The following is a 25,981-nucleotide window of genomic DNA, read 5'->3' as shown; positions in this document are numbered from 1 at the left end:
AGCAGATTGAACGATGAAAAGCGCCTTTGGCGTCCTGGTTTTAAAAACTGTTTAACAGAAACAGAGATTGTAGATCGCTTACTTCACGTTTCGCCTGAACTACAAACGGGTTACCAACTATACCAAGATTTGCTTTATGCAGTTAAGAAACGCGATCAAAAATACTTTGAAGAACTGCTTGCTTTTGATCCGACACTTCCAGAAAGTTATCGAACCACCTTGGAGACATTTAAAAAGTTTCTTCCACAAATCAAAAATGCTCTTCAACACACCTACTCCAATGGACCGCTGGAATGTTTAAACAACCATATCAAAGTTTTAAAAAGGAATGCGTATGGCTTCCGTAGCTTTTACAATTTCAAACTGCGAATTATGATTCGCCACGGCAACGCTTTAATTGTAAACTAAAAAAGACCAAGAGAAATGTTTCCTCTTGATCTTCAAAAATTCTAAGATTTCTCTTCACCAACATTAGTTGACAAAGAGCCGTTTAATTATGATTCGCCACGGCAACGCTTTAATTGTAAACTAAAAAAGACCAAGAGAAATGTTTCCTCTTGATCTTCAAAAATTCTAAGATTTCTCTTCACCAACATTAGTTGACAAAGAGCCGTTTTTTAGCTGTTTTATTCAGTTTCTTTTTTCCTTAACAACAAGAAACCAGCGTAAGCAGCCATTGAGGTTCCAACAATCAATGCCACAGCACTCGACTCTTCACCTGTTGCAGGTAGTTGGTTTTCTGTTTTAGTAGTTGTATTCGTTAGCGGCAGAATGACCTGCTCTGGAGCGAGATTATTATGAACAACAGGTTGAACTATAGTCGCAGGAGGAACAACATTATTTATACCAGGCAATTCTTCTATAGTAGACAATGTTTTATATCTAAATACAAGTGTTTCTCCCCCTATAATAAACGTATATAAATAAGGAAAATCATTCGCTGTAATAGGATTACCTTCTATATCCAACAAATCGTCAAAACCAATTAATTCTCTATCAGAGAAAATTTGGGGATTAATCCAAATATGATCATCCCATTTTTTTCTGTGTGTCTCAGAATAAAACTGATTACCATTTTCGTCCACACATACAATATTCAAATCGTATTCCAATCTAGTATATTTTACATGGAATAATTCTGTTCCAGAATTACCGAAGATACCAGTTATAGGTCCGCCCTCATAAATATATCCTCTAATTTCCGGTGGATTAAATGTATACTTTTCTCCAGGAGTTCCAGTAATATATGGTACCGGATAACCTCCAGTAATGATATAATTTTGATCATCAACATAATTAAAGACAACACTTGTATCAGTTGGAAGAGATAATTCTACAGTTAGTACAGTCAAATCTGATGACAAATAACCTTGTACCGAACCACTAACTGCAGAATTATTTGAAGTAATACGTATATCTGAAATTGACGAAACAACATATCCTTTTGGTGCAGACATATTCCAAGGCTCTCCATCAAAACCTACAATTTCTTCCACATGAATCAAACTTCCATTGTGGATAAAATTAATTTTCATTGTTACTGCTGCAACTTTTTGAGTTGCAACTTCTTCAGCTGCCAGCTCTTCAACAACTTCCGGCAATACAGCTTCTTCTGTCGTTTCAGTTTCAACTGGTACCTCTGCCTCTTCTGTTGTTTCTTCAGTTGTTGTCTCCGTTGTTTCTTCAGTCGTTGTTTCTGTTTCTTCTGAACTTTCATCTTCTGTAGAAGACTCTTCTGTTGTTTCTGTCCCCTCAGTCAACTCAGAGCTTTCGGTTGTTTCTGTTGTTCCTTCTGGGAGTTCAGTCAACGAGTTTTCAATCGCTTCTTGTACAGCTTCACGGGAAGCTGCATCATAAGCAGGTGTTCCTTCAGCAAAAACTTGTTGTGCACTCAATACCGTTGGGCAACATAACGCTGCCAACGCAACACAATACAATACTTTTTTCATTTTTTCTCTCCTTAATGTCAAAGATACATATATTTTAGCATAGACATTTCCGGAAAGAAACAGATTTTTTACAAAATCACATTATAAACCGCCAATTTAAGCAATTTGTAGACAAAAAAGACCAGAGACACTTCATTAAGAAGCATATCTGGTTATTCTTTTTATAACATTTTACTCATTTATCTAATGACTGTAGAAAATTCCCAACATGTTCTACAGCAAATGGCAGGGCTTCTTCTTTGGGCTCAAATCGTTCAGAATGAAGGCCATACAAGCTTTCCACTCCTAGCCAAAACATTGTTCCAGGCACTTTGGATAGCAGATAGCCGAAATCCTCACCAGTCATGGCAACCGGAGCTTTTTCAACTACAACCTCCTGCTCATTCTGCATAAACTGAACAAACGTTTCTGTTGTTTTCTGATTATTAATTACTGGTAAATAGCCTTTCTGATCAAGAATCACATCTATTTCACAATTGAAAGACTGACTGATGCCGACTGCCAATTCTCTAATTCTTTGCTGAGTCAAAGCATTGCTCTCATCAGTCAATGTGCGAATGGTTCCAGTGATTCTCGCTTCCCCTGCTATTACGTTATTCGTTGTTCCGGCGTTAAAGGTACCGAACGTCACAACTCCGCCTTCCACAGGGTTAACGTTTCTACTGATAATCGTCTGCGCCTGCTGCACAAAATTAGTCGCTGCGATAATCATATCATTCGCTACATTCGGAAATGCCGCATGGCCGCTTTTCCCCTTAAAATGAAGCCTAACTTCACAGGTCGCGGCAAAAAGCGTACCGCTTCTGGTTGCCACTGTTCCTACTGGTAAATCAGGATTCACATGTAAGGCATAGAATTCATCTGGAAGCCAGTCGCCAAAGACACCTGCTTCATACATCAGCATCCCTCCTGCTTCATTTTCTTCCGCTGGCTGAAATAGGAATAGATAGTTATTCTTCGGCTGTTCTCTAGACAGTTTTTCCATCAAGCCTAAACCAATGGTCATATGAAAATCATGACCACAGGCATGCATTTTCCCTTCATGTACTGAACGAAAATCGGATAGGACCTCTTCTGTGATAGGTAAGCCGTCAATATCCGCACGCCAGCCAATCGTTTTTTCAGGATTATAGCCCTGAACGAAAACTAGTGTACCTGTCTGCCAGGTTTTTATCTTCATATACGAGGTTTTAACAGCGTTAATCTCTTTCAATAGATAGTGCTGTGTCTCAAATTCTTCAAGACCAATTTCCGGAATTTGATGAAGTGCTCTTCTAATCTCACATAACCGTTCCTGTATCACGTTCTTTTCTCCATTCTAACCGACTATAATGTTATCCCTGATAGACAAATAGGACATTCTTATCCCCTTGTCTCCCTAAAATCAAATAAACAGTGTGCCAAAAGTTGTCTCCTCAGAAATAGGCGAACTACACTGAAAATAGGAGAAACACCAGCTAGCCATCAATCAACAGCTACTCGATTCCTTCACAGTGCTTCTTAACAATTTTCGATATAGTCCGCTTCATTTCTTGAGACAGAACACTTCGGTCACCCCCTCTAGCTTCAATGTCTATAATTTTCGCAGTTCATCCATCATATTCGTCTTGCCTTTTGTTTTTTCATCAATATCTTTAATCTTTCTCGCCGGCACACCAGCGACAACGGTATTTGGAGCAACGTCATCTACAACAATCGCTCCCGCAGCGACCACTGCTCCTGCTCCGACACGAATTCCTTCTAAAACGACTGCATTTGCGCCAATCAATACATTGTCCTCAATAACTACTGGCTCTGCACTAGGCGGTTCAATCACTCCAGCGAGTACCGTGCCTGCCCCAATATGACAGTTTTTACCAACGGTAGCCCGTCCGCCAAGAATAGCACCCATATCAATCATTGTTCCTTCACCAATCACAGCACCAATATTAATGATTGCCCCCATCATAACTACTGCATAATCGCCGATTTCTACTTGATCTCGAATGATAGCTCCCGGTTCAATTCGTGCATTGATTTCTTTCGTATCTAATAAAGGAATTGCGGAATTACGGCTGTCATTTTCAACAACATAATCTTCTATTACTTCTTTATGCGTTTCTAAAAACGGCTGAATAACCGACCAGTCTCCAAACAAGGTTCCTGTTTTGCAATTTGTAAAAGCTTTAACACCTGTTGGATATATCAGTTCCTTCAATCGCCCTTTTAGCGTTACTTTAACTGGTGTTTTCTTTTCTGCATTCCCGATGTAACTAATAATTTCATACGCATCCATCCCGTTAACTCCCTTCAGTTTCTAACAAACAGCATAACAAATAAGCAGCTAAAAGTGAATCAGCAGCAACTAGATTGCCTGACCTTCCTCGTCTTCATTCATTTTAGGCAAAACGATATTATGCTTTTCCAATTCATGTGCCATATGGTTGACAGCCTTCAGCAGTTCTTTTCTAGTAATGATTCCTTTAAAGCATTGATTGTCGTCAACAACCGGCAAGAAGGGAGAATCTACCAGTAAATGCAGGATATCTTCTAAATCCCAGTTCTCGCCAATTACAGCTACACCGACTTCCATAACATCTGCAACAGTAAATTCCTGTAGTTTTTCCAAATCGACAGAAGTTAAATCGAACATCTTATCCACTACATCAGCTAAACTAATCAATCCAACGAAACGATCTCCTTTGTCTAATACAGGAATCTTCGAATACCTTACCTGTGATAAGACAAGCAGCGCGTGGTTCAGCGGATTTAAGCACATCACATTTGCAACATTCTCTGCTGGTATCATAAATGTTTCTTTTTTTTCAAGTAATAATTCTTTAACAGCATTTCCAATCATTGGAGTGCCTCCATTTCGTTTTTTACCCTACAAGTTACATTGTACAAAAAAGAAAGTCGAATGTCTTCAAATTCGCAGTTTTTTCACATTCGTTTAAAAAATTTTACATTTCAGTTCCCCTTGACTTTTTTACGGGAAAACATCTGCATTCCTTATGGCTCTTCATTTGCTGTTCTGATGGAAAGACAATTACTCCACAATATAATAAAATCGTAGTAAAAAACTATTTTAAAGCGCTTTCTAGATAGCTGTAAAATACCAAACTATATTTTTGAGTGTCCTGTCGTTTAACTATAAAAAGGGGAAAACAATAAATTCCCGCCTCTTAGTACACCTAAATCCGAAGCAAAGACAAGCCCCAAAGCTGTTCATTCGGAAATAAGCCGTACTATACAAAAATAACTCCACATGGACATTTTCAATACAGTACAGCCTTTTTCTTGAAGCAAAACATTTTTGAACTAGCATTTCTCTTATTATTTGTTAAATTTAAAGTGAAGTTTTGAAACAGCTTCAAAATTGCGGTCATAATACTGAACCTCAAAGTTATCTGCTGTACTTTCAATCAGTGCGTAGGACTGTATCTGAATCGGTCCTCTTGGCAAACGGATACTACCGGGATTTAAAAACAAGCAGTTCTGTCTCATTTCACAGCCGATTTCATGTGTATGACCAAACAAAGCAATTGTTGCACCAGCTTCTTCCGCCTGTAAAGACAGCTGATTCAGACCAAAACGAACATTGGAAAGATGTCCGTGGGTCATGAAAATGATGTCTTGCCCTGTATTTTTTACAGCTGTATCAGGAAATCCAGGACCGTAATCACAGTTCCCTTTTACTACCACAGTAAAATAATCCCAGAGATGATCTGACGCTTCAAGTTCAGAATCACCACAGTGAAACATTTCATCAACTTCATCCTTATATCGGTTGACCAGCTGAACTAAGATATCCCGGTCACCATGATTATCACTTACTACTAAATACTTCATCTATTTCCTCCTGTCGGTTTAGTTCTTCAGCCAGCTTTCCCATTCATTTTTTAGTTTGGCAACAGCCTTCCCGCGATGACTGATTTCATTTTTCACTTCTGAAGGAAGCTCTGCAGCTGTTTTTCCTTGTTCAGGGACAAAAAACAGTGGATCATAGCCAAAACCATTTTTTCCTCTTGGAATCGTACCGATTTGCCCTTCCCAGTCCTCTTCCACCACAAGACTTTCTTTATCTGGAGCCGCAAAAACCAGTGTACAATGGAAACGGGCTGTTCGTTTGTCTTTAGGAATTTCTGTCATTTCATGCAATAGTTTGGCGTTGTTGGCGGCATCACTCTTAGGCTCCCCAGCAAAACGAGCAGAATAAACCCCAGGCATCCCATGCAGTGCATCTACAATTAATCCAGAATCATCGGCCAAAACTGGTTGTTGTAAAATTGAAGCAATTGTTTCTGCTTTTAGCCGGGCATTTTCTTCAAAGGTTGTGGCAGTCTCTTCCACATCAGGAAGCTCTGGATAATCCAGTAGTGTTTTTACAGCATAGCCTTTAGAAGCAAACAAACGTTCAAACTCTGCCGCTTTGCCTGGATTAGCAGTCGCTATGACAATTGTTTTTTCATCTGCAGTATTCTCTACTTGAGTAGATTGAAACAAAACATTTTTTTGCTCCCCTATTAGTTCACTGATTCCCGTTTTTCCATAAAAGAGCATGCTGTTCAGCTCTTCACCAGAAAAAGTTGCTTCTTCCCCTGTTCCCTGAATCTCCACAAATTCTCCTGATTCAGTCATTACTAAATTCATATCAACTTTTGCTGAAAAATCTTCTTCATAATCTAAATCAAGTACACAGTGACCATCTGGTAGAATTCCTACGCTGACAGCAGCTAAGTGCTCCTTGATTGGATCTTCCGCCAATACACCAGTATGGAGCAGCTTATCTACAGCTAAACGCATAGCCACAAACGCACCAGTAATACTTGCAGTACGCGTACCGCCGTCCGCCTGAACAACATCACAGTCAACAATAATACTACGTTCGCCTAACGCTTCCAAATGAATGACAGAGCGTAACGAACGGCCAATTAGCCGCTGAATTTCCATTGTTCTTCCAGAGAGCTTACCTTTCGCACTTTCTCGTATGTTTCTAGTATTTGTTGCTCTAGGAAGCATGCTGTATTCTGCAGTCACCCAGCCGGTTCCTTGTCCTCTCAAAAAGGGCGGAACTTTCTCCTCAACGGTTGCCGAGCAAATCACTTTTGTATCGCCAAATGAAATAAGTACAGAGCCTTCAGGATGTTTGAAGACATTTGTTTCAATCGTTATTTTCCGCAGCTGGCGTTCATTTCTTCCGTCATGTCTAATCATATTTCTATCTCTCCTCCAGTTTTACATGGTATGCATCAATCGTTTCCAGTTCAAGCCAGTCATTGGCAATCTTTTTAAACATGGCTGCTGAACCAGTTGTATAAAATTCATTTAGCGGCTGAACGGACTGAGGTGCAGCGGATAAGTTAAAGTAATCCAACAGCACGCTGACTTCACTTACTGTTTCTGCTCCAGAATCAATCAGCTTCATTTGACTGCCCATAAAATTTTGGATTAAGGGCCGCAGTAAGGGATAATGAGTACAGCCTAATATTAATGTATCCAACCCTTTATTTTTTAGTGGCCTTAGTGTTTCAGACACAACTTTTTTTGCTACAGAAGAGTGATATTCACTACTTTCTACAATCGGCACAAACTTTGGACAAGCCAAACTTGTAACTTGAACAGCAGGTACTTTTCCCTGCATGGTAAACTTATAGGAACCGCTCTTAATAGTACCTACAGTGCCTATTACACCAACCTTATTGATTTTAGTGGCTTTTAGTGCAGCTCTTGATCCTGGAAGTATCACACCTACAACAGGTATATCCAGCTTTTCTTTTATTTCTTCCAAGGCAACAGCTGTTGCTGTATTACAGGCAATAACCAGCATCTTAATATTTTTCTTCAATAGAAAAGAAGTCATTTCCCAAGTAAACTGAACCACCTGTTCTGCTGGACGAGGACCATAGGGACAACGTGCTGTATCACCTAAATAAATCAACCGTTCATTCGGCAGCTGTTTCATTGCCTCTTTCATAACCGTTAATCCGCCCACACCGGAATCAATAAATCCAATTGCTCCATTATTCATCTATATCAAACCTTTATCATTTTTTTCAATACCCTTATTCTCTACTTTTTCAAAGACTTTTTCAAGCATTAATCCTCTATTCTCATTTTATCCTACCATACTATAAGCAGATTTTTCTTCGTTCAGTTTTCACAAAAAAACTAGTATTCCTTAAAAACTTATGTTATAATTTCTAACATTAACAAAAGAAAAGAATTATGATAAAAGCATTAACTTTTAAGTATAAATGTTTTTACATTAGTGAAAACAATCTGTTTTTATTAAATTATCATTAAAATAGCCAGTATCCGACTAGTCAAAGCAACTATTCTGAATGAAATGCTCCTCTGATTTTTCCTTCCTTCTCTTTCTTTTCGTTATTTTTCATCACATTTCATACCTCAGAATAGATACTATTATACATAAAGGAGAACGTTTATGATTTCATTAGAACATGTTAACAAATACTTTGGGGACCATCATGTGCTAAAGGATATTTCCTTTTCAGTTGCAGAGGGTGAAAAAATTGTTATTATTGGTCCTTCCGGCTCTGGAAAAAGTACATTAATCCGCTGTATCAATCGTCTGGAAAAAGTAACTGATGGACATATCCTAATCAACGGTACAGACATAACTGAACCAAAAGCACCTATTCAAGAAATTCGGCAAAAGGTCGCTATGGTCTTTCAGAACTTCAATTTATATGCCCATAAAACAATTATTGACAATCTTACCTTAGCGCCAATCAAAGTTAAGGGCATCAGTAAAGAAGAAGCCACTAGAACAGGGATGGAATATTTAGAGCGTGTTGGTTTGGCGGATAAAGCAAAAGCCTTTCCTGCCCAGCTATCTGGGGGACAGCAGCAGCGTGTGGCAATTGCCCGCGTACTAAACATGCATCCTGAAGTTATCTTATTTGATGAACCAACTTCTGCCCTTGATCCGGAAATGATTCAGGAAGTTCTAGATGTAATGGTTGATCTTTCAAAACAGAATATTACGATGATTTGTGTTACACACGAAATGGGCTTTGCCCGTCAGGTGGCAGATAAAGTCATTTTTATGGATGACGGACAAATTGTTGAAACCGGCACTCCAGAACACTTCTTTACAAACACCCAGAATGAGCGGGCAAAAGAATTTTTGAGTAAAATTATTCATAATTCCTAAAGGCTGCTCTTTTCAATGTAATTGGAGTAATTTACAGAAATTAGTTTTTAATCACTTTACATTAGTTTATTGTTAAAAAATTAGGAGGTAGTTTATTATGAAAAAAACTAAAAAAATACTGGGCGGCTTATCACTTCTTCTTTTACTGGGATTAGTTACAGCCTGCGGCGGCGGTGAAGATGCTGCGTCAAACTCAGGTGCTTCAGCGCTAGATAAAATTAAGGATGCCGGCGTAATAAAAGTTGGAATTAAAGAAGATGTACCTAACTTTGGCTATATGAACCCAGATACAAACAAAAATGAAGGAATGGAACCTGACATTGCACGCAAAATTGCGAAAGAACTAACTGGTAGTGAAGATAATGTCGAATTTGTCGGAGTAACCGCAAAAACGAGAGGTCCGTTATTGGATAATGGCGAAATTGATATGGTTATTGCAACTTTTACGATTACAGATGAACGGAAAGAAACCTACAATTTCACTACACCTTACTATCAGGACGAGGTTGGCTTTTTAGTCAGAAAAGCGGATGGATTAACTGATACAGCGAGCCTTGACGGTAAAACAATTGGTGTAGCACAATCTGCAACAACTAAAGAAGCGATTATTGCAGAAGGTGAAAAGCTGGGTGTCTCTTTTAACTTCCAAGAGCTAGGTTCTTATCCCGAACTGAAAACAGCATTAACTTCTAAACGCATTGATGCTTTCTCTGTTGATAAATCTATTCTGTCTGGTTATGTTGATGACAGTACAGAAATTTTAGCAGATGGTTTTTCTCCGCAGGAATACGGTATCGCAACGAAAAAATCCAACACTGAACTAAATGATAAATTAAATGATTTGATTACAAAATGGCAGGATGACGGATCATTAGAAGAAATCTACAAGGCATGGAACCTGAAGTAAGCTTCTACTTCACCAGCGTTTTGTATGGATGTAGGAGGGAAATTATATGCCATCTTTTATAGCTACCGCCTCATGGATGACTGAAGGGCCATTTGCTCTTCATCGCTGGCAGGCTGTTTTAACAGATTGGCGTTTGTTTGCAGACGCCTTCCTGTATACTATTTTAATTTCATTAGGCGCCCTCGCTTTGGCTTTGTTTTTAGGGATTTTCTTCGGAAGCCTATCAGCAACTAACAGCCGAGTGTTGAAAGGAATCACCCGCGTCTATGTTGAGTTCTTTCAAAACACACCACTGCTGATTCAATTTGTGGTGGTATACTATGGTTTGCCAATGATTATGATTAACGGTAATCCTGTCTTCACCTTTTCAGCCACAACTACGGCTATTCTCTGTGTGGGACTTTATCACGGCGCCTACATTTCAGAAGTTGTTCGTTCTGGTATCGGAGCCGTTCCAAAAGGACAGTTCGAAGCAGCCTATTCGCAGGGCTTTTCATATAGCGAAGCGATGCGGTATGTTATCTTACCTCAAGCTTGGAAAATTATGCTGCCTCCTTTAACAAATCAGGTAGTTAACTTGATTAAGAATACGTCGACAGTGGCTATTATTTCCGGTGCAGATGTCATGTTTACCGCTAATAGCTGGTCCTCGGTCAATCTGAATTATATTCCTGCCTTTGCAGTTGCTGGTCTTCTCTATTTTATTCTTTGCTTCCCATTAGCAACACTAGCAAGAAGACTGGAAGAAAATAATAAGAAAGCATACAGCAGATAGGAGGGGACATATGTCAGAACAAATTAGTCAAATTTTTACCGCTAATAATTTGAAATTTTTATGGAATGGTTTACAACTGACGCTTTATATTTCCTTTGTTGCCATTCTCCTGAGTACAATTTTCGGCACAGTCCTTGCTGTATGTCGAAATCAAAAACGGGGACCATTAAAATTTCTGGCAAGTCTCTATATTGAAATTGTCCGAAATATCCCCAACCTGCTTTGGATTTATGTTATTTTCCTGATTTTCAAAATAAAATCAACACCCGCTGGAATCGTCAGCTTTACTGTTTTCACCACAGCAGCTCTTGCAGAAATCATTCGCGGCGGATTGAATGGCGTTGATAATGGTCAAAAGGAAGCCGCTCGTTCTCAAGGATTCAGTAAGTTTCAAATCCTTCTTTACATTGTATTGCCGCAGGCGATTCGTAATGTATTGCCGGCAATTATTTCACAGTTTGTTACAGTGATTAAGGATACTAGCTTCCTCTATTCAGTTATTGCCTTACAAGAACTTTTCGGTAAATCCTATATACTTATGGGACGCTATGCGCAAACGTCTCAGGTTTTTGCGATTTATGGACTGGTCGCACTAATCTACTTTGCCATTAATTTTTCAATCTCACAATTTTCAAGATGGCTTTCCCGAAACTGGGTTAAAGGTTAATAAAAAATTGAGATAAATAGCCAACGAGTGAAAGTCAGATTTCTCTGCTTTTCAGCCGTTGGCTTTTCTTTTTTATTTGAGGTTGAGGTAAAGACGGGTTGCTTCAAGCACCAGGTAGGTATCAATCAGCAGCTACTTGGTTTCCTCGTAGTGTTTCTTGACAATTTTCAGATTACCTTCTTATTGCTATGAAACACAGTGAGAGAAGAGCTGATGTTAAACAGTGCCTACTTGGTTCTCGGAGCTAAACACTTTTGTCACAATCTCCTTCAGCGATTTTCTGAATTATCTCTGGCGACAGACTATAGTTGTTAACCGCCTGTGCTGTCATCTTTCTATGCACCTTCGGATTCATCAGAAAAATGATAAAAGCAACCATTAAAGGCAGCAAGCTCGGCAGATCATTCAATGGAGTTAAAACCTCTCTACTCTCTTTAAACATCCCTTTATGGAATAAACAACTGAAAAATATTTTAAGTATTTCCAACCTGCTTTCCGTCTTTTCAGCAGTGCCCATAAGTAATGCAAGGGTGCTATGTGTTTTAACGCCGGCTTTTCCTATTCTTAATGGCTGGTCAGTAAATTCCTGCTTTTCATTTAACCCAATCAATAGCTCAGGAAAATTTACACCAGCTGCTGCCGCATTGCCTGGCTCAACCATCCGCGGATTGCATTCAATAAATAATAATTGATGCTTATTCTTAATAAAATCAAATGTAATTCCACCATTCCAGCCTGTATGCCGGCCAAAAGCAATTAACTGCTGAATAGCTTCTGTACTATCACAGCTGATTCGAGCTGCTGCCGAGCCGCCGGGACCAATACCGGTTTGTTGTGAACTATGAACAGCAATCAGCTTCCCTTCTTCAAACAAGGCCTGTACTTGTCCGTAGGTACCGCTTACATTTTTTTGAATCATTAAATCGCTCACTTTGATTCCCTTTTCCGCAAAAACCTGCATCTCTTCTTCAAGCTCTTGAGGGTTATGAATCTTCACCACACCTCTGCCTGCAGTGCTGAAATCAGCTTTCAGCCAACAGGGGAATTCTGACCAGCTAGCTCGGTTTTCAGCCAGACACCATTGTGGTTGAGGAAAATGAATCTGCTCACTTAATTGAGCAAACTGACGCTTTCCTTCAACCTTTTCAAAAGCATCCTTTGAAGCAGTGTAAACTGGAAGACCTTTTAAATAGTTCTTAGTCCAGGCAAAAAGCCAGATTTCTTCATGAGTAGGTAAAAGACAGGTATAGTGGTTCTGTTCATGTCGTGTACTGATTTCTTTTAAAAATGCTTTCGGCTCGTTTACCCGATATCCTGAAAAATAATGTCTACGCCACTTGGAAAAACGGCTAATTGACCACTTTGATGCCCCCATTACATCTACAATCACTCCTGCTTTTTTTAACACAGTCAATGTTTCTCTAGATGTTAAGCTGGCTCCCTCTGACATTAAAATTTTTTTCATGCTGCTTCCTCCTTTCAAACAATCCTTCGTTAGTATAAAAGATACGCGTGTGTCAGCATGTCTTTTAAAACCTGACGGATGGACGAAATCTCATAATCCTCTTCAACAAAAGCCTCGTACTTCTTGTAGATAACCATTCGCGCGATACTTTCAATCACTAGCTCCACATGGTAAGTTTGGTGTGTCAGTTGTCGAATCCTGCCTGCTTTCATTTCTCTATCAAAAAATAGCTCTACGTAAGAAAACAGCTGATAACGATACTTTCTATAGATTTCTGTAAGTAGGGGATCTACTTCTTTATTTTTCTCAATCATTAGAAAAACAGCCCTATATTCAGTCATTCGGTCAATCAAACGATCAATTAGCTCTTCAAATCGGCATTCTTCCCTCAAAATATTCTTTTTTAACTCTGTGTCCTGTTCTTCAAAGGTTTTTTCAATCATTTTATGCAAACTCGATTGCTCCATTTCTACGATGGGAAAGGTTGGTTCCTCTGCTATTTTTAAATGAACGAAAAATAGGTAATTCCAAATCGCTTCTTTGCTAGTAAAATAATTATAAACCGTTCCAGTTGCTATCCCTGCGTTTTCAGCAATATTACTAATTTTTGTCTGACGAAATCCCTGTCTGATAAATAATGAAACAGCAGCTGCTGTTACTTGTTCTAATACATGCTTCTTCATAATATAGTCCTCCTTACTAAATATGAATGAATGGTTCATTCGTATTTAGCTTACACGATTTTTATAAGAAATTCAAGAAAAAAAGCGCTTGAGACATAATTAAATGCTCAAACGCTTCTTTTAATCATTTCTACATGACTCGTGAGACAAAGTACTTATCTGTATTAAATAGCGGCAAATCAAGCCGCAGAAGCCCTCATAGATAACTTCTAGCTAATAGACCTAGCGAATAGTTACACTGAACTTCTCAGTTAATGCTTTCTCAATTTTCTTCATTGCACTATTCACTTCTTCCTCAACCAAGGTTGCCTCAGAGTTGGCAAATGTCAGACTGTATGCCATTGATTTCATGCCAGAATCAATATTAGCTCCCTGATATACATCGAAAAGATGAACATTTTTTAGGAAACGGCCAGCATTTTCCCAAATACAGCTTGTCAATTCCTGATTTGTCACGGTCTCCACAACTAGCAGAGCTACATCCCGACTTACTTCCGGGAATTTAGAAACAGCTTGAAAGACAAATTCTTCTTTTTCAGCAGCAAGCAGTCCGCGCAGATTCAGCTCAGCAACATATGTTTCTGGAATATCATACGCTTTAGCGGTTAAAGGATGAATCTGACCGATAAAACCAATAGTTTTTTCATTTAGCTTGATATAAGCTGTTCTCCCCGGGTGCATTTCAGGCAGTTCAGCTGTTCCTTCAAACGTTATTCCAGATTGATAACCAGTTGTTTCAAACAAGTTATCCAGCATCCCCTTCAATGTATAAAAATCTACTGCTGAAGCAGTTGTCTGCCAATCCTTATCCAAACGATTTCCAGTCACTGCAATGGCTAAATGATTTTCTTCATCAGGCAGGTTTTTTAACGGATCATTTTCCTGATAGAACACTCTGCCTACCTCATATAGTGAGACGTTACTATTTTTGCGGGCAACGTTATAATTTATATCATCTAACAAACCAGAAATCAGATTCATACGCAAAACTGAACGTTCTTCGCTCATCGGCCAGTTCAGCTTTGTTGGCTGGCTTTCTTTTAATGAAAACTGTCTCGCTTTCTCTTCTGTAGTTAACGCGTAGCTGATGGCTTCACTTACACCATAGCCCTCCAGCATTCCCTTTAGCTTACGGACAAAACGCTGATCTTCAGTCAAACCGGCTGCAACAGTCTCTCCTTTTGGCAAGGTAGACGGCAGTTTGTCATACCCATAGATTCGAGCAATTTCTTCGATTAAATCAGCTTCAATCGTAATATCCCATCTCCGGGAAGGAACAGTTACATAAAATACCTCATTTTCAGAAGTATATTCAAAAGCCAACGCTTCAAAAATTTCTTCAATCTCTTTCTCAGTCAACGCTGTACCTAAGTACTGATTGGCCCGTTCAACAGAAACACTGACTACGGGTTCTTCAACAGTTACCTCACTACCAATACTTTTCCCAGAAACTACAGTTCCTCCAGAAAGCTCAGCAATCATCGCTGCAGCGGCATCGCCTGCTGCTCCAACAGTGCCTTTATTAATCCCTTTTTCAAAGCGGCTGGATGATTCACTACGCAGATTGAACTGTTTGGAAGTTTTTCGAATGGACAAAGAATCAAACAAAGCGGATTCCAAGGCTACAGTTGTTGTTTCTCCTGTAATTTCAGAATTAGCACCGCCCATAACTCCAGCTAACGCAACCGGAACTTCACCATTTGTAATAACCAGATTTTCTGATGAAAGCTGACGCTCGCCTCCATCGAGAGTAGTCATTTTTTCCTGTTCCTTGGCACGTCGAACCAGAATTTTTTTACTGTTTAGCTTATCATAATCAAACGCATGAAGCGGCTGACCAAATAAGAGTAAAATGTAGTTTGTTACATCAACCACATTATTGATTGGACGAATCCCTTCATTCATCAAGCAGGTTTGAAGCCACAATGGGCTTTCCTGAATTTTCACATCTTTAATAATTCGAATTTGATAAGCTGGCGTATCTGCTTTATCGGCTACTTCAACTGAAACATAATCTGCCGCAGTTTCACTTGTATCTTCTTTCAAAGCAAATTCTTCAAAAACAGGTGTTTGACGATAAATCGCACCGGCTTCATAAGCAACCCCGCGCATGCTCAGTGCATCCGCCCGGTTCGGTGTAATAGACAGCTCAATAATCGCATCATCCATATCGAGATAAAGAAAGACAGCCGTACCGTTAACAGCCTCTTGAGGCAAGTAGTAGATTCCTTCCGCATAAGCTTTAGGAATAACATTTTCTGAGTAGCCAAGCTCTTGCAGAGAGCAAATCATTCCATTGGAAACTTCTCCCCGCATTTTACCTTTTTTGATTTTTTGATTGCCGGTAATTCGTGCACCAGGTAAAGCAACGATAACTTTAATTCCAGTTTTCACGTTAGGAGCGCCGCAAACAATTTGCGAAAGCTCTTCTTCCCCGATATCTACCTGACAAATGGACAAATGATCAGAATTAGGGTGAGGAATGCATTCCTTCACTTCTCCAACCACAATCTTTTTCAATCCCTCTTCGGGAATTTCAATACCTTCAACTTCAATGCCGGTGACCGACATTTTATCTGCAAGCTCTTTTGGTGTTACTTTTGATAAATCCAGATATTTACTCAGCCATTTATATGAAACTAACATAGATTTCTACTCCTTTTCCTTGAATTGATTTAAAAAGCGCAAATCATTCTGATAGAAACTGCGGATATCATTCACACCATAACGCAGCATCGCTACCCGATCTGGTCCTAAGCCGAAAGCAAACCCGGAGTATTCCTGAGGATCGATTCCTGACATCTCCAAAACGTTGGGATGAACCATACCAGCCCCCAGAATTTCAATCCAGCCAGTATGCTTACAAACATTACAGCCCTCGCCGCCGCATTTGAAGCAGCTTACATCCACCTCTACAGAAGGCTCTGTAAACGGAAAGTAGCTTGGACGCAGACGAATCGTCCGATCTTCACCGAACATTTTTCGAATGACAACTTCCAATGTCCCCTTTAAATCGCCCATTGTAATATTCTTATCAATTACTAACCCTTCAATTTGATGGAATTGATGGCTATGTGTTGCATCATCTGTATCCCGGCGGAAAACCTTCCCTGGCGAAATCATTCGCAGAGCACCTTTAGAAAAATCGTGTTTTTCCATAGTCCGTGCCTGAACAGGAGAGGTGTGGGTACGAATTAAAATTTCATCTGAAATGTAAAAGGTGTCCTGCATATCTCTGGCCGGATGATCCTTCGGCAGGTTCATTCGTTCAAAATTATAGTGATCGGATTCTACCTCATACCCTTCAACAATCTGATAGCCCATTCCAATAAAAATATCTTCAATTTCTTCCATAATTTGAGAAAGAACATGTCTGCCTCCACGGCTAGTTTGTGTTCCCGGAAGCGTCACGTCAATCGTTTCTTGTGCCAATGCCTCGTTCATTGCTGCTTCTTCAAGAACTGCTTTCCGTTCTTCAACCGCTTCACTCAGTAAATCTCTAATTTCGTTGGCAAAGCTTCCAACAACTGGACGCTCTTCCTGAGATAAATCCTTCATTCCTCGCAGGACTTCAGTAATCGGTCCTTTCTTTCCAAGTGTTTCTACTCGGATTTGATTCAGTTCTTTTAAATCACTGCTTTGACTAATTTTCAGCAATGTTTCATCCTTCAACACTTCTAGTTGTGTCTTTAATGACATAATATTCTTCCTTTCCCTTTTATATTCAGCCGCTGCTTGTTTCTTTATCCAGACGGATAACAGCTAGAAATCCTTGTTAAAATTGGTAAAAATAAAAAAAGCTCGTTCCTTAAAAAAGGAACGAGCTCTCGTGGTACCATCCTCATTCACAACAAAAATATGCTGTGCACTCTATTTTTTAACGGTTTCTGCCGGTTAAGTCAATCAAGACAAAACAAACTCCGGAAGTGAAATGTTCATTTTTCGATTTCGTGATCTGCTTTCAGTCTATGACAAATCTTCCCTTTTACGAATCAACCAAACTACTTGCTTCCATCAGCGTTCTTTATTATTTAATTGACTATCAGTTTACAAGAAAATTTTCAATTGGTCAACTGCATTCTTCATCAGTGACCCATTTTTCTGCCCAAACCTGCAGCTGCTTCATCGACTTCTCCAAATCTTCACCCTTGTCCGTCAGAAAATATTCTAATCTTCCAGAATCATCACAGCGAGCAGCTTTACTGACAATCTGTTCACGTTCCAGCTCTCTCAATCGTTCAACAAGCAGGCGGTCACTCAGCATCGGGATCTTATTTTTCAGTTCACCAAAACGTTGAGGTCCATTTTCCAGCAAAACATCAATGATTAAACCGTTCCATTTCTTTCCTAAAATCCCAAAAGCCTTCTCGAATTTAGGACATAAAGAAAAGCTGGTTGTTTTTACTTGCTCCATTTTTCCTCACCTCATGAAAAGAGTATAGCACAGAACTTACTATTTGTAAGTTCATCTGCTTTTCTTTTATTCAAAAGCTTCTATCTTAGTTACTTGTCTACTTAGTAAATCAATAATTACTCCACCGTTCAACAGAACCATATAAACATGACTAACTGGCTTATTCGTAGATAATTCAAGCGCTTGCTGGTACATCCTTAGCTGTCCTTGATAGCGCTGCAGCATCCGGTTAAGCTCTGCAGCATCATCTGCCTTTTTGATGTAATCTGTTTTGTAGTCAAAAAGAATACAGCGGTCATCCAGCTCCAGATAGCCATCGATGATTCCGTGAACAAGCAAATCATCCGCTGTCTGCTCAGGGTAATCCTTAATGACATCCTCGGCTTTCATCAACATCGAAAAGGGCTGCTCTCTTTTTACCTTATCCGGATGAGCCAGCAGGAGCTTTCCAAGCTCTGAGTGAAAGAAGCTTACCATTTGGGAAATATCTATCCGCTGACCAATTTGTTCTGTGATTAGGCCCTGTTCTATTAGTCTTTTCAACAGCTGCTCTAAGGTTGCTCTTTCAGGTGTTTCAGTTAAATCAATCAGCTGCAGTAGATAATGAGTAGCCGTTCCTACATCCGCCGCTGACGGCTGTTGAATCTCTTCCATGAACCGAGGTCTACTGAACTCCTCTGTTGTCAATCGGTTAACAATTCGTTCATTCATTTTTGCCTGCTGTTCTGAAATATCCAGCTTACCAATCGATTTTTCATCAGGATCTTCAAACAGCCGCTTAATTTCAGACACAGACTGATAATTGGTTGTCTGGGTTGAGATAGCATATGGATAATTGTAGTTTAGACGTTTTAATCCTCTTGTCAGCAACACTTGATTATCTTTGCCGGAGACTGACTTCTCTACAGGCATCTTCTCAAAACTTTGAAGCTTGGAAAATGCTTCCTGTATCATTGGTTCATCCATAAAAGAAACGGTAAACCGGCCAGAGTGTTCCCTAATTTCTTTCAATGAAGCAGTTGAGAAAAATGGGTTTTGACCATCAACATGGCGAACAAGCGTCATACCAATCCAGTTCATCAAACTGCTCTTACTTTGAAGCCGATTCTCCTGAGGCAGAACTAGAGTGGCAACATCTTTGACCTTTCCCCATTCTTTCCAAGCAGCTTCCTGATCGTTATAAGACCCCACAAGAAAAAGTTTTTGTTCAGCTCGCGTCAATGCTACATATAGTTTACGCATTTCTTCTGACAACAGCTTATTCATTTTTATCTGCTTCAGTGCAAGAAACGGCAGTGTATCGTATAAGGTTCGTGTATCTGCTTCGAGGAAGCGAATACCTGCGCCTAATCGATCATCAAATATATAACGTTCTTTCAAATCAGACAAATTAAACTCCTTTGTCATATCTAAAACAAAAACAACAGGGAACTCCAACCCTTTACTAGCATGGATAGTCATTACCCGCACAGCATTTTCATCTTCTAAAATAACAGGCTCCGCTAAATCTTTATCTTTCTCCTGCATTTTTTCGATGAAACGTATAAATTGAAATAGCCCACGAAAACTGGTTTTTTCGTAATTGGCTGCCCGGTCAACTAAGGCATAGAGATTCGCCTGCCGCTGTTTTCCAGCCGGCATTCCTCCTGCATAATCTAGATAAGCTGTATCTTCAAATATTTTCCAGATAAGCTCAGATAGATGGGTTCTTCGGGCCATTTCCCGCCAGACATCCAGATTTTCAGCAAATAGACGTGTTTTCTCTGCAAGCTCTCGTTCTTCTGACGTAGCCCCATGACGCTTGTTGAAAGCGAGAAAGGCCTCGTAATACAACCCTTCCTTCTGAGCCAGCCGTACTTTAATCAGCTCCTGCTCTTTCAAACCAACAATTGGCGAACGCAGGACAGCAGCCAATGGGATATCCTGATAAGGATTATCAATCAGCTGCAACAGTGCAACCATTGTGCGAATCTCAGTAGCCTGAAAATAGTTTTGAGCGTCATTAACCTGCAGCGGGATGCCGGCAGATTTGAAAATCTCCAAAATTGTTAAGTTATTCTTTTTTGTTGGCGTTAGCAAAACAATATCCCGATAAGTAACTGCCCGGTTTTCCTTAAGCTTTTTATCATAAATCTGGAACCCTTGATCGACTAATTCACGAATCTTCAAGGCAGTCATGTGAAGCTCGCCTTCTGTTTTATCTTCAATCATAAAGTCTTCGGAAAGAAAAGTAGATGCTTTTTCTTCAGTCGCTTCTTTTTTCTTTTCATAAATCAGCAATTCCGTATTATAGTTTCCTTCTTCAGAAAATTGCTGAAAACCGTTGACTAGCTGTGCATCTTCATCATAAGCAATTTGTCCAACCTGTTCATCCATCAGCTGTTCAAAGACTAGATTAGTAAAATCCAGTACATTTGCCCGAGAACGAAAATTTTCAGCAAGTACAATTCGTTTACCACCGTCTTGTTTGCCGTAATTAACATACTTTTCAATAAAAAGACTTGGATCAGCAAGTCGAAAAGAATAAATGGACTGCTTTACATCCCCCACCATGAAAAGATTTCCCTGCTCAGCATCCGCGCGATACAGCCAATAAAGGATACTTTCCTGCAGCCGGTTGATATCCTGATACTCATCAACTAACACCTCATCAAATTTACTTCGATAATAAACTGAAGCCTCGGTTGGCTGCCATTCTCCATCGTACTTGTTAGCTAAAATCCTCAAGGTAAAATGCTCTAAATCATTAAAATCTACTAGTCCTTTACGCAGTTTTTCCGTACTATAGGCTGACATAAAACCTGCGCCGACCTCCGCCATTTTCTTAACGACTTCCGCAGATTGATCCATTACTTGCTTCATTCTTTCTGGTGATAGAGTGAACAGCGAAGCCACCAGCTCTTTTATTGTTTTTTTGTTTGTTTCTCTTAATTGTTTAATTTCTTCTACAATTTCTTTTAATTCAGCGACTCTAACAGTCGGAAACCGGTCAAAGGCTAGGGCTTCCGTCAGCTGATAAGCAGCTTCTAATTGATTCTCTTCCAGATACCCAACAAACTGCTCTACCCAATTTTTTTCTTTTTGAGCTAGTTCTGTAATTTTTTCCAGTTTTTCCTGCCCAGCAGATAGTTCGTACATTTGCTCATATCTTGCGCTGGTCAACAGCATGCTCTCCACAGCCTTAGGCTTCAAGGTTTCCTGATACAGAGGAGATTCGCCGATATCCTCTGCTACTTGGTAAACACTGGGAAGTTTCTTTAACCATTCCTCCGGATCTGGATTAGCTTTAGCAAATTCATAGAGAGAAAAAATAAGTTTAGTTAGACCATCGTCTGTTCGGTCATTGGAAAAATTGCTGGTCAAACGATAAAATGATTCATCATCCGCTGTATATAATGACTCTCTCAGCTCATCCCATACGTCCTCCTTCAGCAAAAGCATCTCTGTTTCATCTGTTAATAGACGAAACACCGGATCCATATCGATTAAGTAATAAAACCTACGGATAACGGACAAGCAAAAGGAATGAAGGGTACTGATAGCAGCCGTCGGCAGTAAAGAAATCTGCTTGATAAAATGTTGCTTTCGCTCTGAATCTGTTTCCTGATTCATTGCTTTTTGCAGTTCAGTTTGGATCCGCTCCTTCATTTCCTTTGCCGCCGCTTCCGTATAAGTAACAACTAGCAGACGGTCGATATCTGTCCCAGCTTTAATCTTTTCAATCACCCGCCGGACAAGCACTGTGGTTTTTCCAGAACCAGCAGAAGCAGAGACTAGGATGTTTTCATCCCCGTCAAAAACTGCCTGCCACTGGTTATCCGTAAACTGTTCGTTTTCTGAACGTAAAGGAATCATTTTACTCATCCCTCAGTCCCTCCTTTCCTACTTCATTTTTCATGCGATCAATGATTTCCTGTCTGTTCATCGTTTCTATTCGATGGTAATTGTTCTCCTTCAGCATCACATCAAAGCTGCAGACACTGCGAAACGGACAATACTTACAAGCTATTCTTTCCTTCCCCTGATAGGCAGGATCCAAATTTACCTCGCCGCTAGTCATTTTATTGCCGGCTTCAACGAACTTCTCTCGATTGTGTGCCCGTAGCAAATCGAACTCCTCGTTTGTCACAAATTTTTCCTCTTGTCTTCTGCCAGGCTTAATCACTTCTTTAGCCGACTCTTCAATTGGAAAGATAAGCGAGCTCTGCTTTGGTTCAAGTGAACGGTCCAGATGCTCTAAAAGGTTTTGGTCATTCAGCAATAGACCATCAAATTGAAATTTTTTCAATATCTGATTATCCAGCTCATTGTTCCCATCAAAATTAAGAATTGGATTATGAACATGAAGATAGAGGGAACCAGCAGCTTTGGCTTCTTTACCCACTAAATCAACAGCGTCCATCAGAGCCACATCGAGATAAGTAAGCATCTGCATCGCTAAACCATAATACGCCTCAGTTAAATTAAACTTACGGTGACTGGATTTATAATCAATGACGCCCAAATAAGTTTCTCCATCAAGCTCCAGCTGATCAACACGGTCAATTTTCCCCCGCACACTAATACGACCATTATTCTGTAACGGAAGCTCTAAGCCGCGAATTCCTTTTTTACCTGCGAGCTGACCAAATAGAACCTCCGTTTGAACGGTTGAAAGGCCGCTGCGTTCTCCTTGCTTTTTCAATGCCCAGCTTACCTTTTTAATTGTCTGCTGCAGCTGATATCGAATAAAATTCATTCGATTTGAGGACGTCAGAATGTCAAATTTCCGATCACCTAAAACACTTGTCAGAACTTCTTCTGCTACCTCATTTAGCTCTCTATCTGTTAAATCAGAAATTTGCTGATTGTTTTTTATCAGCACCTTAAACAGCTGATCTAATGCTTCGTGAAAGAATTCTCCTGTTGCTGCCGGAGACAACCCAAATCGGTCTCTTTCTCTCAGCTTTAAACCATATCTGGAAAAGTACTGATATTGACAGCGATAAAAACTTTCAATTCTTGATACAGAAGTATGGATATGTTTTCCATAAACTTCTTCCGCCAGCTCAGCACCCAGATTTTCCGGTCTATTCGCGTGGCTGATACTTTCAAATATTCTAGCAGCTAAGGGAGCCAGCGGCTGATTGCTTAAAGAACGTTCAAGCATCTGCCAAAAACCTGAAAGTCCCAGCCGGTTCTCTGCTTTCTGCCGCTTTAGATTGGTTAAATCGCTAATTAGCGTGCGATAGGTACCCACATGGCTGAGACTGATTTCTTCGTCATCGGAAATCGCTAATGCATTTTTATAAATAGTATCAATCTTTAATCCTTTTTGAAGAATAGATAGGTAGGTTGTCGGTCGAACATCATGAGCTGTATCAATCATTCGCGGATAGGATAAATAGATTTTTTCAGTTCCAGACAGCAGCATAATATACGCCACATATGGTTCTCGGGCCAGCTTTTGCCGGGTATCCTGCATAAAGTATTTTCCATCAGCTAATGTTTCATTCATACGACTTCGTTCTTCATCGGACAAAAGTGTCTTGTTTTCAATCTTTTTAGGAAAAACCTGATCAGTCAAACCAATGGCAAATGTAATCTTTCCTTGACCTGGATGGAGAGTATCAATATTTCTAATCTGTACCTGATCGATTGCTGTTGGAATTTTGCTGTAAGTCAGTCCCTCCAAACCGCTGGAGAAGATTTCCTGAAAAGCGGAGAATTCAAACGGCTCTTCTTTATAAATCATGACATATTCATCGATCAGCGTCATTAGTGCATCCCATGTTTGTTCATGGTTGCGGGCTTCTTCTAAAGCCCCATTGGCAATCGCCTGATTACGCCACCTCTTCATCTGTTCTTCTACACCGCAGTTGATTAGGAAGCGGTAAAACAGCAAACCAGCAGTTTCCCCTGTTTTCGTTTTTTCAAAAGCCTTAAAAAAATCAGGAAGCAAACTACGGACAGCATTTCTGACCTCATTTGATTCTTTTTCCAACGAATTAGTATCATCAGGCTTTTCTTCTTCATAGTTGTACTGGAGGAATGTCCAATCTTCTTTACGAGTCCAGCGGCTCCCCTCATATCCATAAGCCAATACAACATTTTCCGCGATATCAATTTTTCTACGCCAGTCATTGCGGAGCAATAACCAGTCTTCATCTGTTGAGGCTTGTGGGAAAAACAGCTCAGTCCGCAGAAACCGCAGAACATCCCTATAACGGTAATGGTAATTATATACAGCAAACAAGGATTGGATAAATTCAACTAAAGGATGCTGCTCCATAGACATATCTCTGTCAATATAAAATGGAATATCATGAAGCTGCAGTGTTGGCTTCAAAATAGATGCGTAGGCTTCAAAGTCTCTAGTTACAAGCTGAATATCTTTAAAGCGGTACCCGTCCTCCACAACTAATCGCCGAATCTCTTTGGCAACGGCCCCCAACTCTTCTTTAGGTGTTTCTGCGCACCAAATCTCAATATCCTTTTCAGCTTTCAATCGTTTCTTTTCCTGACTGACACTTGTTTGGGCTTGCTGCCAATAAGCTGCACTTAGCTGAATTTCCTTCGACTGAACGAGTTCTCGACTGTTTTCAATATAGTCAGAAAGCACAGGTATCTGTAGCTCTCTTGCGGTTTGATAAAGCTGAAAATAGGTCGTTCCTGTACCAAAGAACAAATCTCCCGACTGTGGTTTTTCTCCTGGATAAGGCTTATCCAAAATCAAGGATGCTTTGAGCTCTGCTCCCTGCTTCATCAGCGTACGAATAAGCAGGTGTTCCTTAGCAGTGAAACGATCATAACCGCTAAGGATGAAAAGAACGTTACTTAAATCTTTCGTTTCTAAATAACTGGACAATACGCTTAGAAATTCAATATCCTCAATACCATGTTGCTCCAGCTGTTTTTCGAACGCTTCAAACAGGCAGCGGATGTCTGCAAGTTTTTGTTCAACATCCAAATCCTCAAAGGCTTGTTTGTCATTCAGAAATGTTTCTAAATCCATCAGTGCTACATTTCCATCCTGCATCTCCTGATACAAAGAAAACAACTGTTGAATAAAACCAGCTTTATTCACTTCTCCGCGAAAAACGGTTAACTGATCTTCCTTCTCAGATAAAATTTTTCTAAAAATCATTGCTGCACCCACGTCGGAAAGTATCTCCTGCTGATAATACTGCGTATGCTGAAGATAATACCAGGCTAAGCGCTGAAAACTAAAAACCTGTAAACGCATAGAGGCAGTCGTTCCTATTGGATGAGCCGATTTAGTTCTCATTTCTTTTAAGATAGCAACTTCTTTTTCAAACTTTATATGGTTGGGTACTATATAAAAAACTTCATTGTCCGGATGAACCGCCAACCATTCCAGCGCCTTATCGACTAAGGGGGCTTCAAGATTCTTTTCTCCGGTTCCACGAATAAACTGCAGCGACATTGTCCATTTCCCCCTCATTATTATGAAATCAGCTTCTATAAGCTCTACTCTTTATTTTAGCTTGTGATATAAAGTAACGCCCAAATACTTCTTTTACTAATTATCTGAATAAAAATCGGTATACATCAATACCCGATTGTTTTGAATAACTAAAAAACAATGCTTGAGGTAATAAGAAGAATGTTCCTTAATGTTTGTCCAACAACTAGAAAGATGTAGTAGGCACCGAATAAATTACTCTCTCATTTCCTACTGATAAAAAGTCCTTCTTATTGCCGAAACACACCACAAAAACATCTGGATGTTACTCAGTACCTACTTGATGCACAAACGCCTGTACTTCTATCCTAGCACCCTTTTCACATATGAATCTGCGCTTACGGGATTCTGCGTATCTATCTAGAGCCTCATTAAAAGTATACGCTTTTTCAGTTAAAATTGATAAAAATCATAAAAATTGGCTGGGACCTTAACCTGCCCCAGCCAAAAAAACTTATTTATTCATGATAAGCAGAATTATTCTCCAAACTATCAAT

General features: G+C 39.8%; 19 protein-coding genes. 5 read left to right on the top strand and 14 right to left on the bottom strand.

All coding sequences use genetic code 11. From position 1 onward, the window contains the following. Positions 1 to 408 (top strand): transposase (locus ACPWSO_RS10165; RefSeq protein WP_426083015.1); only part of this gene is annotated, 408 nt, incomplete at its 5' end. A gap of 218 nt (positions 409 to 626) precedes the next feature. Here ACPWSO_RS10165 and ACPWSO_RS10160 read toward each other — a convergent pair. From ACPWSO_RS10160 to racE, 7 genes are all read right to left on the bottom strand, one after another. Continuing rightward, positions 627 to 1,949 carry an LPXTG cell wall anchor domain-containing protein gene (locus tag ACPWSO_RS10160; RefSeq protein ID WP_426083013.1) on the bottom strand — a complete coding sequence of 441 codons (1,323 nt, stop codon included), beginning with the start codon at positions 1,947 to 1,949 and terminating at the stop codon, positions 627 to 629. A gap of 175 nt (positions 1,950 to 2,124) precedes the next feature. After that, positions 2,125 to 3,252, bottom strand: a complete 1,128-nt coding sequence (locus tag ACPWSO_RS10155) for an N-acetyldiaminopimelate deacetylase (RefSeq protein WP_426083011.1) — start codon at positions 3,250 to 3,252, stop codon at positions 2,125 to 2,127. Positions 3,253 to 3,522: 270 nt separating this feature from the next. Further along, positions 3,523 to 4,224 (bottom strand): 2,3,4,5-tetrahydropyridine-2,6-dicarboxylate N-acetyltransferase, encoded by a 702-nt coding sequence (dapD, locus tag ACPWSO_RS10150; RefSeq protein ID WP_426083010.1) that lies wholly within the window; start codon positions 4,222 to 4,224, stop codon positions 3,523 to 3,525. A gap of 69 nt (positions 4,225 to 4,293) precedes the next feature. After that, positions 4,294 to 4,788 carry a cyclic-di-AMP-binding protein CbpB gene (gene cbpB, locus ACPWSO_RS10145; protein ID WP_426083008.1) on the bottom strand — a complete coding sequence of 165 codons (495 nt, stop codon included), beginning with the start codon at positions 4,786 to 4,788 and terminating at the stop codon, positions 4,294 to 4,296. 476 nt (positions 4,789 to 5,264) lie between these two features. Next, the gene (locus tag ACPWSO_RS10140; RefSeq protein WP_426083006.1) at positions 5,265 to 5,780 is read right to left on the bottom strand and encodes a metallophosphoesterase; all 516 of its coding nucleotides are present in this window, start codon (positions 5,778 to 5,780) and stop codon (positions 5,265 to 5,267) included. An 18-nt stretch (positions 5,781 to 5,798) separates the two neighbouring features. After that, positions 5,799 to 7,145 carry a ribonuclease PH gene (gene rph / locus ACPWSO_RS10135; protein ID WP_426083004.1) on the bottom strand — a complete coding sequence of 449 codons (1,347 nt, stop codon included), beginning with the start codon at positions 7,143 to 7,145 and terminating at the stop codon, positions 5,799 to 5,801. 4 nt (positions 7,146 to 7,149) lie between these two features. After that, entirely contained in the window at positions 7,150 to 7,959 is an 810-nt protein-coding gene (gene racE / locus ACPWSO_RS10130) for a glutamate racemase (RefSeq protein WP_426083003.1), read from the bottom strand. A 417-nt stretch (positions 7,960 to 8,376) separates the two neighbouring features. On the opposite strand from racE, the gene ACPWSO_RS10125 reads away from it, so the two are divergent. The 4 genes from ACPWSO_RS10125 to ACPWSO_RS10110 all read left to right on the top strand — a co-directional run bounded on the left by ACPWSO_RS10125 (position 8,377) and on the right by ACPWSO_RS10110 (position 11,457). Further along, on the top strand, positions 8,377 to 9,108 hold the full coding sequence (locus ACPWSO_RS10125) for an amino acid ABC transporter ATP-binding protein (RefSeq protein WP_426083001.1): 732 nt from the start codon (positions 8,377 to 8,379) through the stop codon (positions 9,106 to 9,108). A gap of 97 nt (positions 9,109 to 9,205) precedes the next feature. After that, positions 9,206 to 10,015, top strand: a complete 810-nt coding sequence (locus ACPWSO_RS10120; RefSeq protein ID WP_426082999.1) for a transporter substrate-binding domain-containing protein — start codon at positions 9,206 to 9,208, stop codon at positions 10,013 to 10,015. Between the two features lie 46 nt (positions 10,016 to 10,061). Next, positions 10,062 to 10,790 (top strand): amino acid ABC transporter permease, encoded by a 729-nt coding sequence (locus tag ACPWSO_RS10115; RefSeq protein ID WP_426082998.1) that lies wholly within the window; start codon positions 10,062 to 10,064, stop codon positions 10,788 to 10,790. A 10-nt stretch (positions 10,791 to 10,800) separates the two neighbouring features. After that, complete coding sequence (locus ACPWSO_RS10110) at positions 10,801 to 11,457, top strand: amino acid ABC transporter permease (protein WP_426082996.1); 657 nt, start codon at positions 10,801 to 10,803, stop codon at positions 11,455 to 11,457. Positions 11,458 to 11,701: 244 nt separating this feature from the next. Here the strand turns inward: ACPWSO_RS10110 and ACPWSO_RS10105 are convergent, their stop codons facing one another. The 7 genes from ACPWSO_RS10105 to ACPWSO_RS10075 form a co-directional block, all read right to left on the bottom strand. Continuing rightward, positions 11,702 to 12,922, bottom strand: coding sequence for a carboxylate--amine ligase (locus tag ACPWSO_RS10105; protein ID WP_426082994.1), 1,221 nt, complete (start codon positions 12,920 to 12,922; stop codon positions 11,702 to 11,704). A gap of 29 nt (positions 12,923 to 12,951) precedes the next feature. Continuing rightward, complete coding sequence (locus ACPWSO_RS10100) at positions 12,952 to 13,605, bottom strand: TetR/AcrR family transcriptional regulator (RefSeq protein WP_426082992.1); 654 nt, start codon at positions 13,603 to 13,605, stop codon at positions 12,952 to 12,954. 222 nt (positions 13,606 to 13,827) lie between these two features. Next, positions 13,828 to 16,251 (bottom strand): phenylalanine--tRNA ligase subunit beta, encoded by a 2,424-nt coding sequence (gene pheT, locus ACPWSO_RS10095; RefSeq protein ID WP_426082990.1) that lies wholly within the window; start codon positions 16,249 to 16,251, stop codon positions 13,828 to 13,830. A gap of 6 nt (positions 16,252 to 16,257) precedes the next feature. Beyond that, the gene (gene pheS, locus ACPWSO_RS10090) at positions 16,258 to 17,304 is read right to left on the bottom strand and encodes a phenylalanine--tRNA ligase subunit alpha (RefSeq protein ID WP_426082988.1); all 1,047 of its coding nucleotides are present in this window, start codon (positions 17,302 to 17,304) and stop codon (positions 16,258 to 16,260) included. 370 nt (positions 17,305 to 17,674) lie between these two features. After that, positions 17,675 to 18,019 (bottom strand): winged helix-turn-helix transcriptional regulator, encoded by a 345-nt coding sequence (locus tag ACPWSO_RS10085; RefSeq protein WP_426082986.1) that lies wholly within the window; start codon positions 18,017 to 18,019, stop codon positions 17,675 to 17,677. A 66-nt stretch (positions 18,020 to 18,085) separates the two neighbouring features. Continuing rightward, on the bottom strand, positions 18,086 to 21,883 hold the full coding sequence (gene addA / locus ACPWSO_RS10080; RefSeq protein ID WP_426082984.1) for a helicase-exonuclease AddAB subunit AddA: 3,798 nt from the start codon (positions 21,881 to 21,883) through the stop codon (positions 18,086 to 18,088). After that, the gene (locus ACPWSO_RS10075; protein WP_426082982.1) at positions 21,876 to 25,445 is read right to left on the bottom strand and encodes a PD-(D/E)XK nuclease family protein; all 3,570 of its coding nucleotides are present in this window, start codon (positions 25,443 to 25,445) and stop codon (positions 21,876 to 21,878) included. Before ACPWSO_RS10075 ends, addA begins: the two co-directional genes overlap by 8 nt. Between the last annotated feature and the right edge of the window lie 536 nt (positions 25,446 to 25,981).

The organism is Enterococcus sp. LJL51 (genome assembly GCF_049894025.1).
In the GTDB taxonomy this organism is placed as follows: Bacteria; Bacillota; Bacilli; order Lactobacillales; family Enterococcaceae; genus Enterococcus_L.
This window is presented reverse-complemented; position numbering and strand designations above follow the sequence as displayed.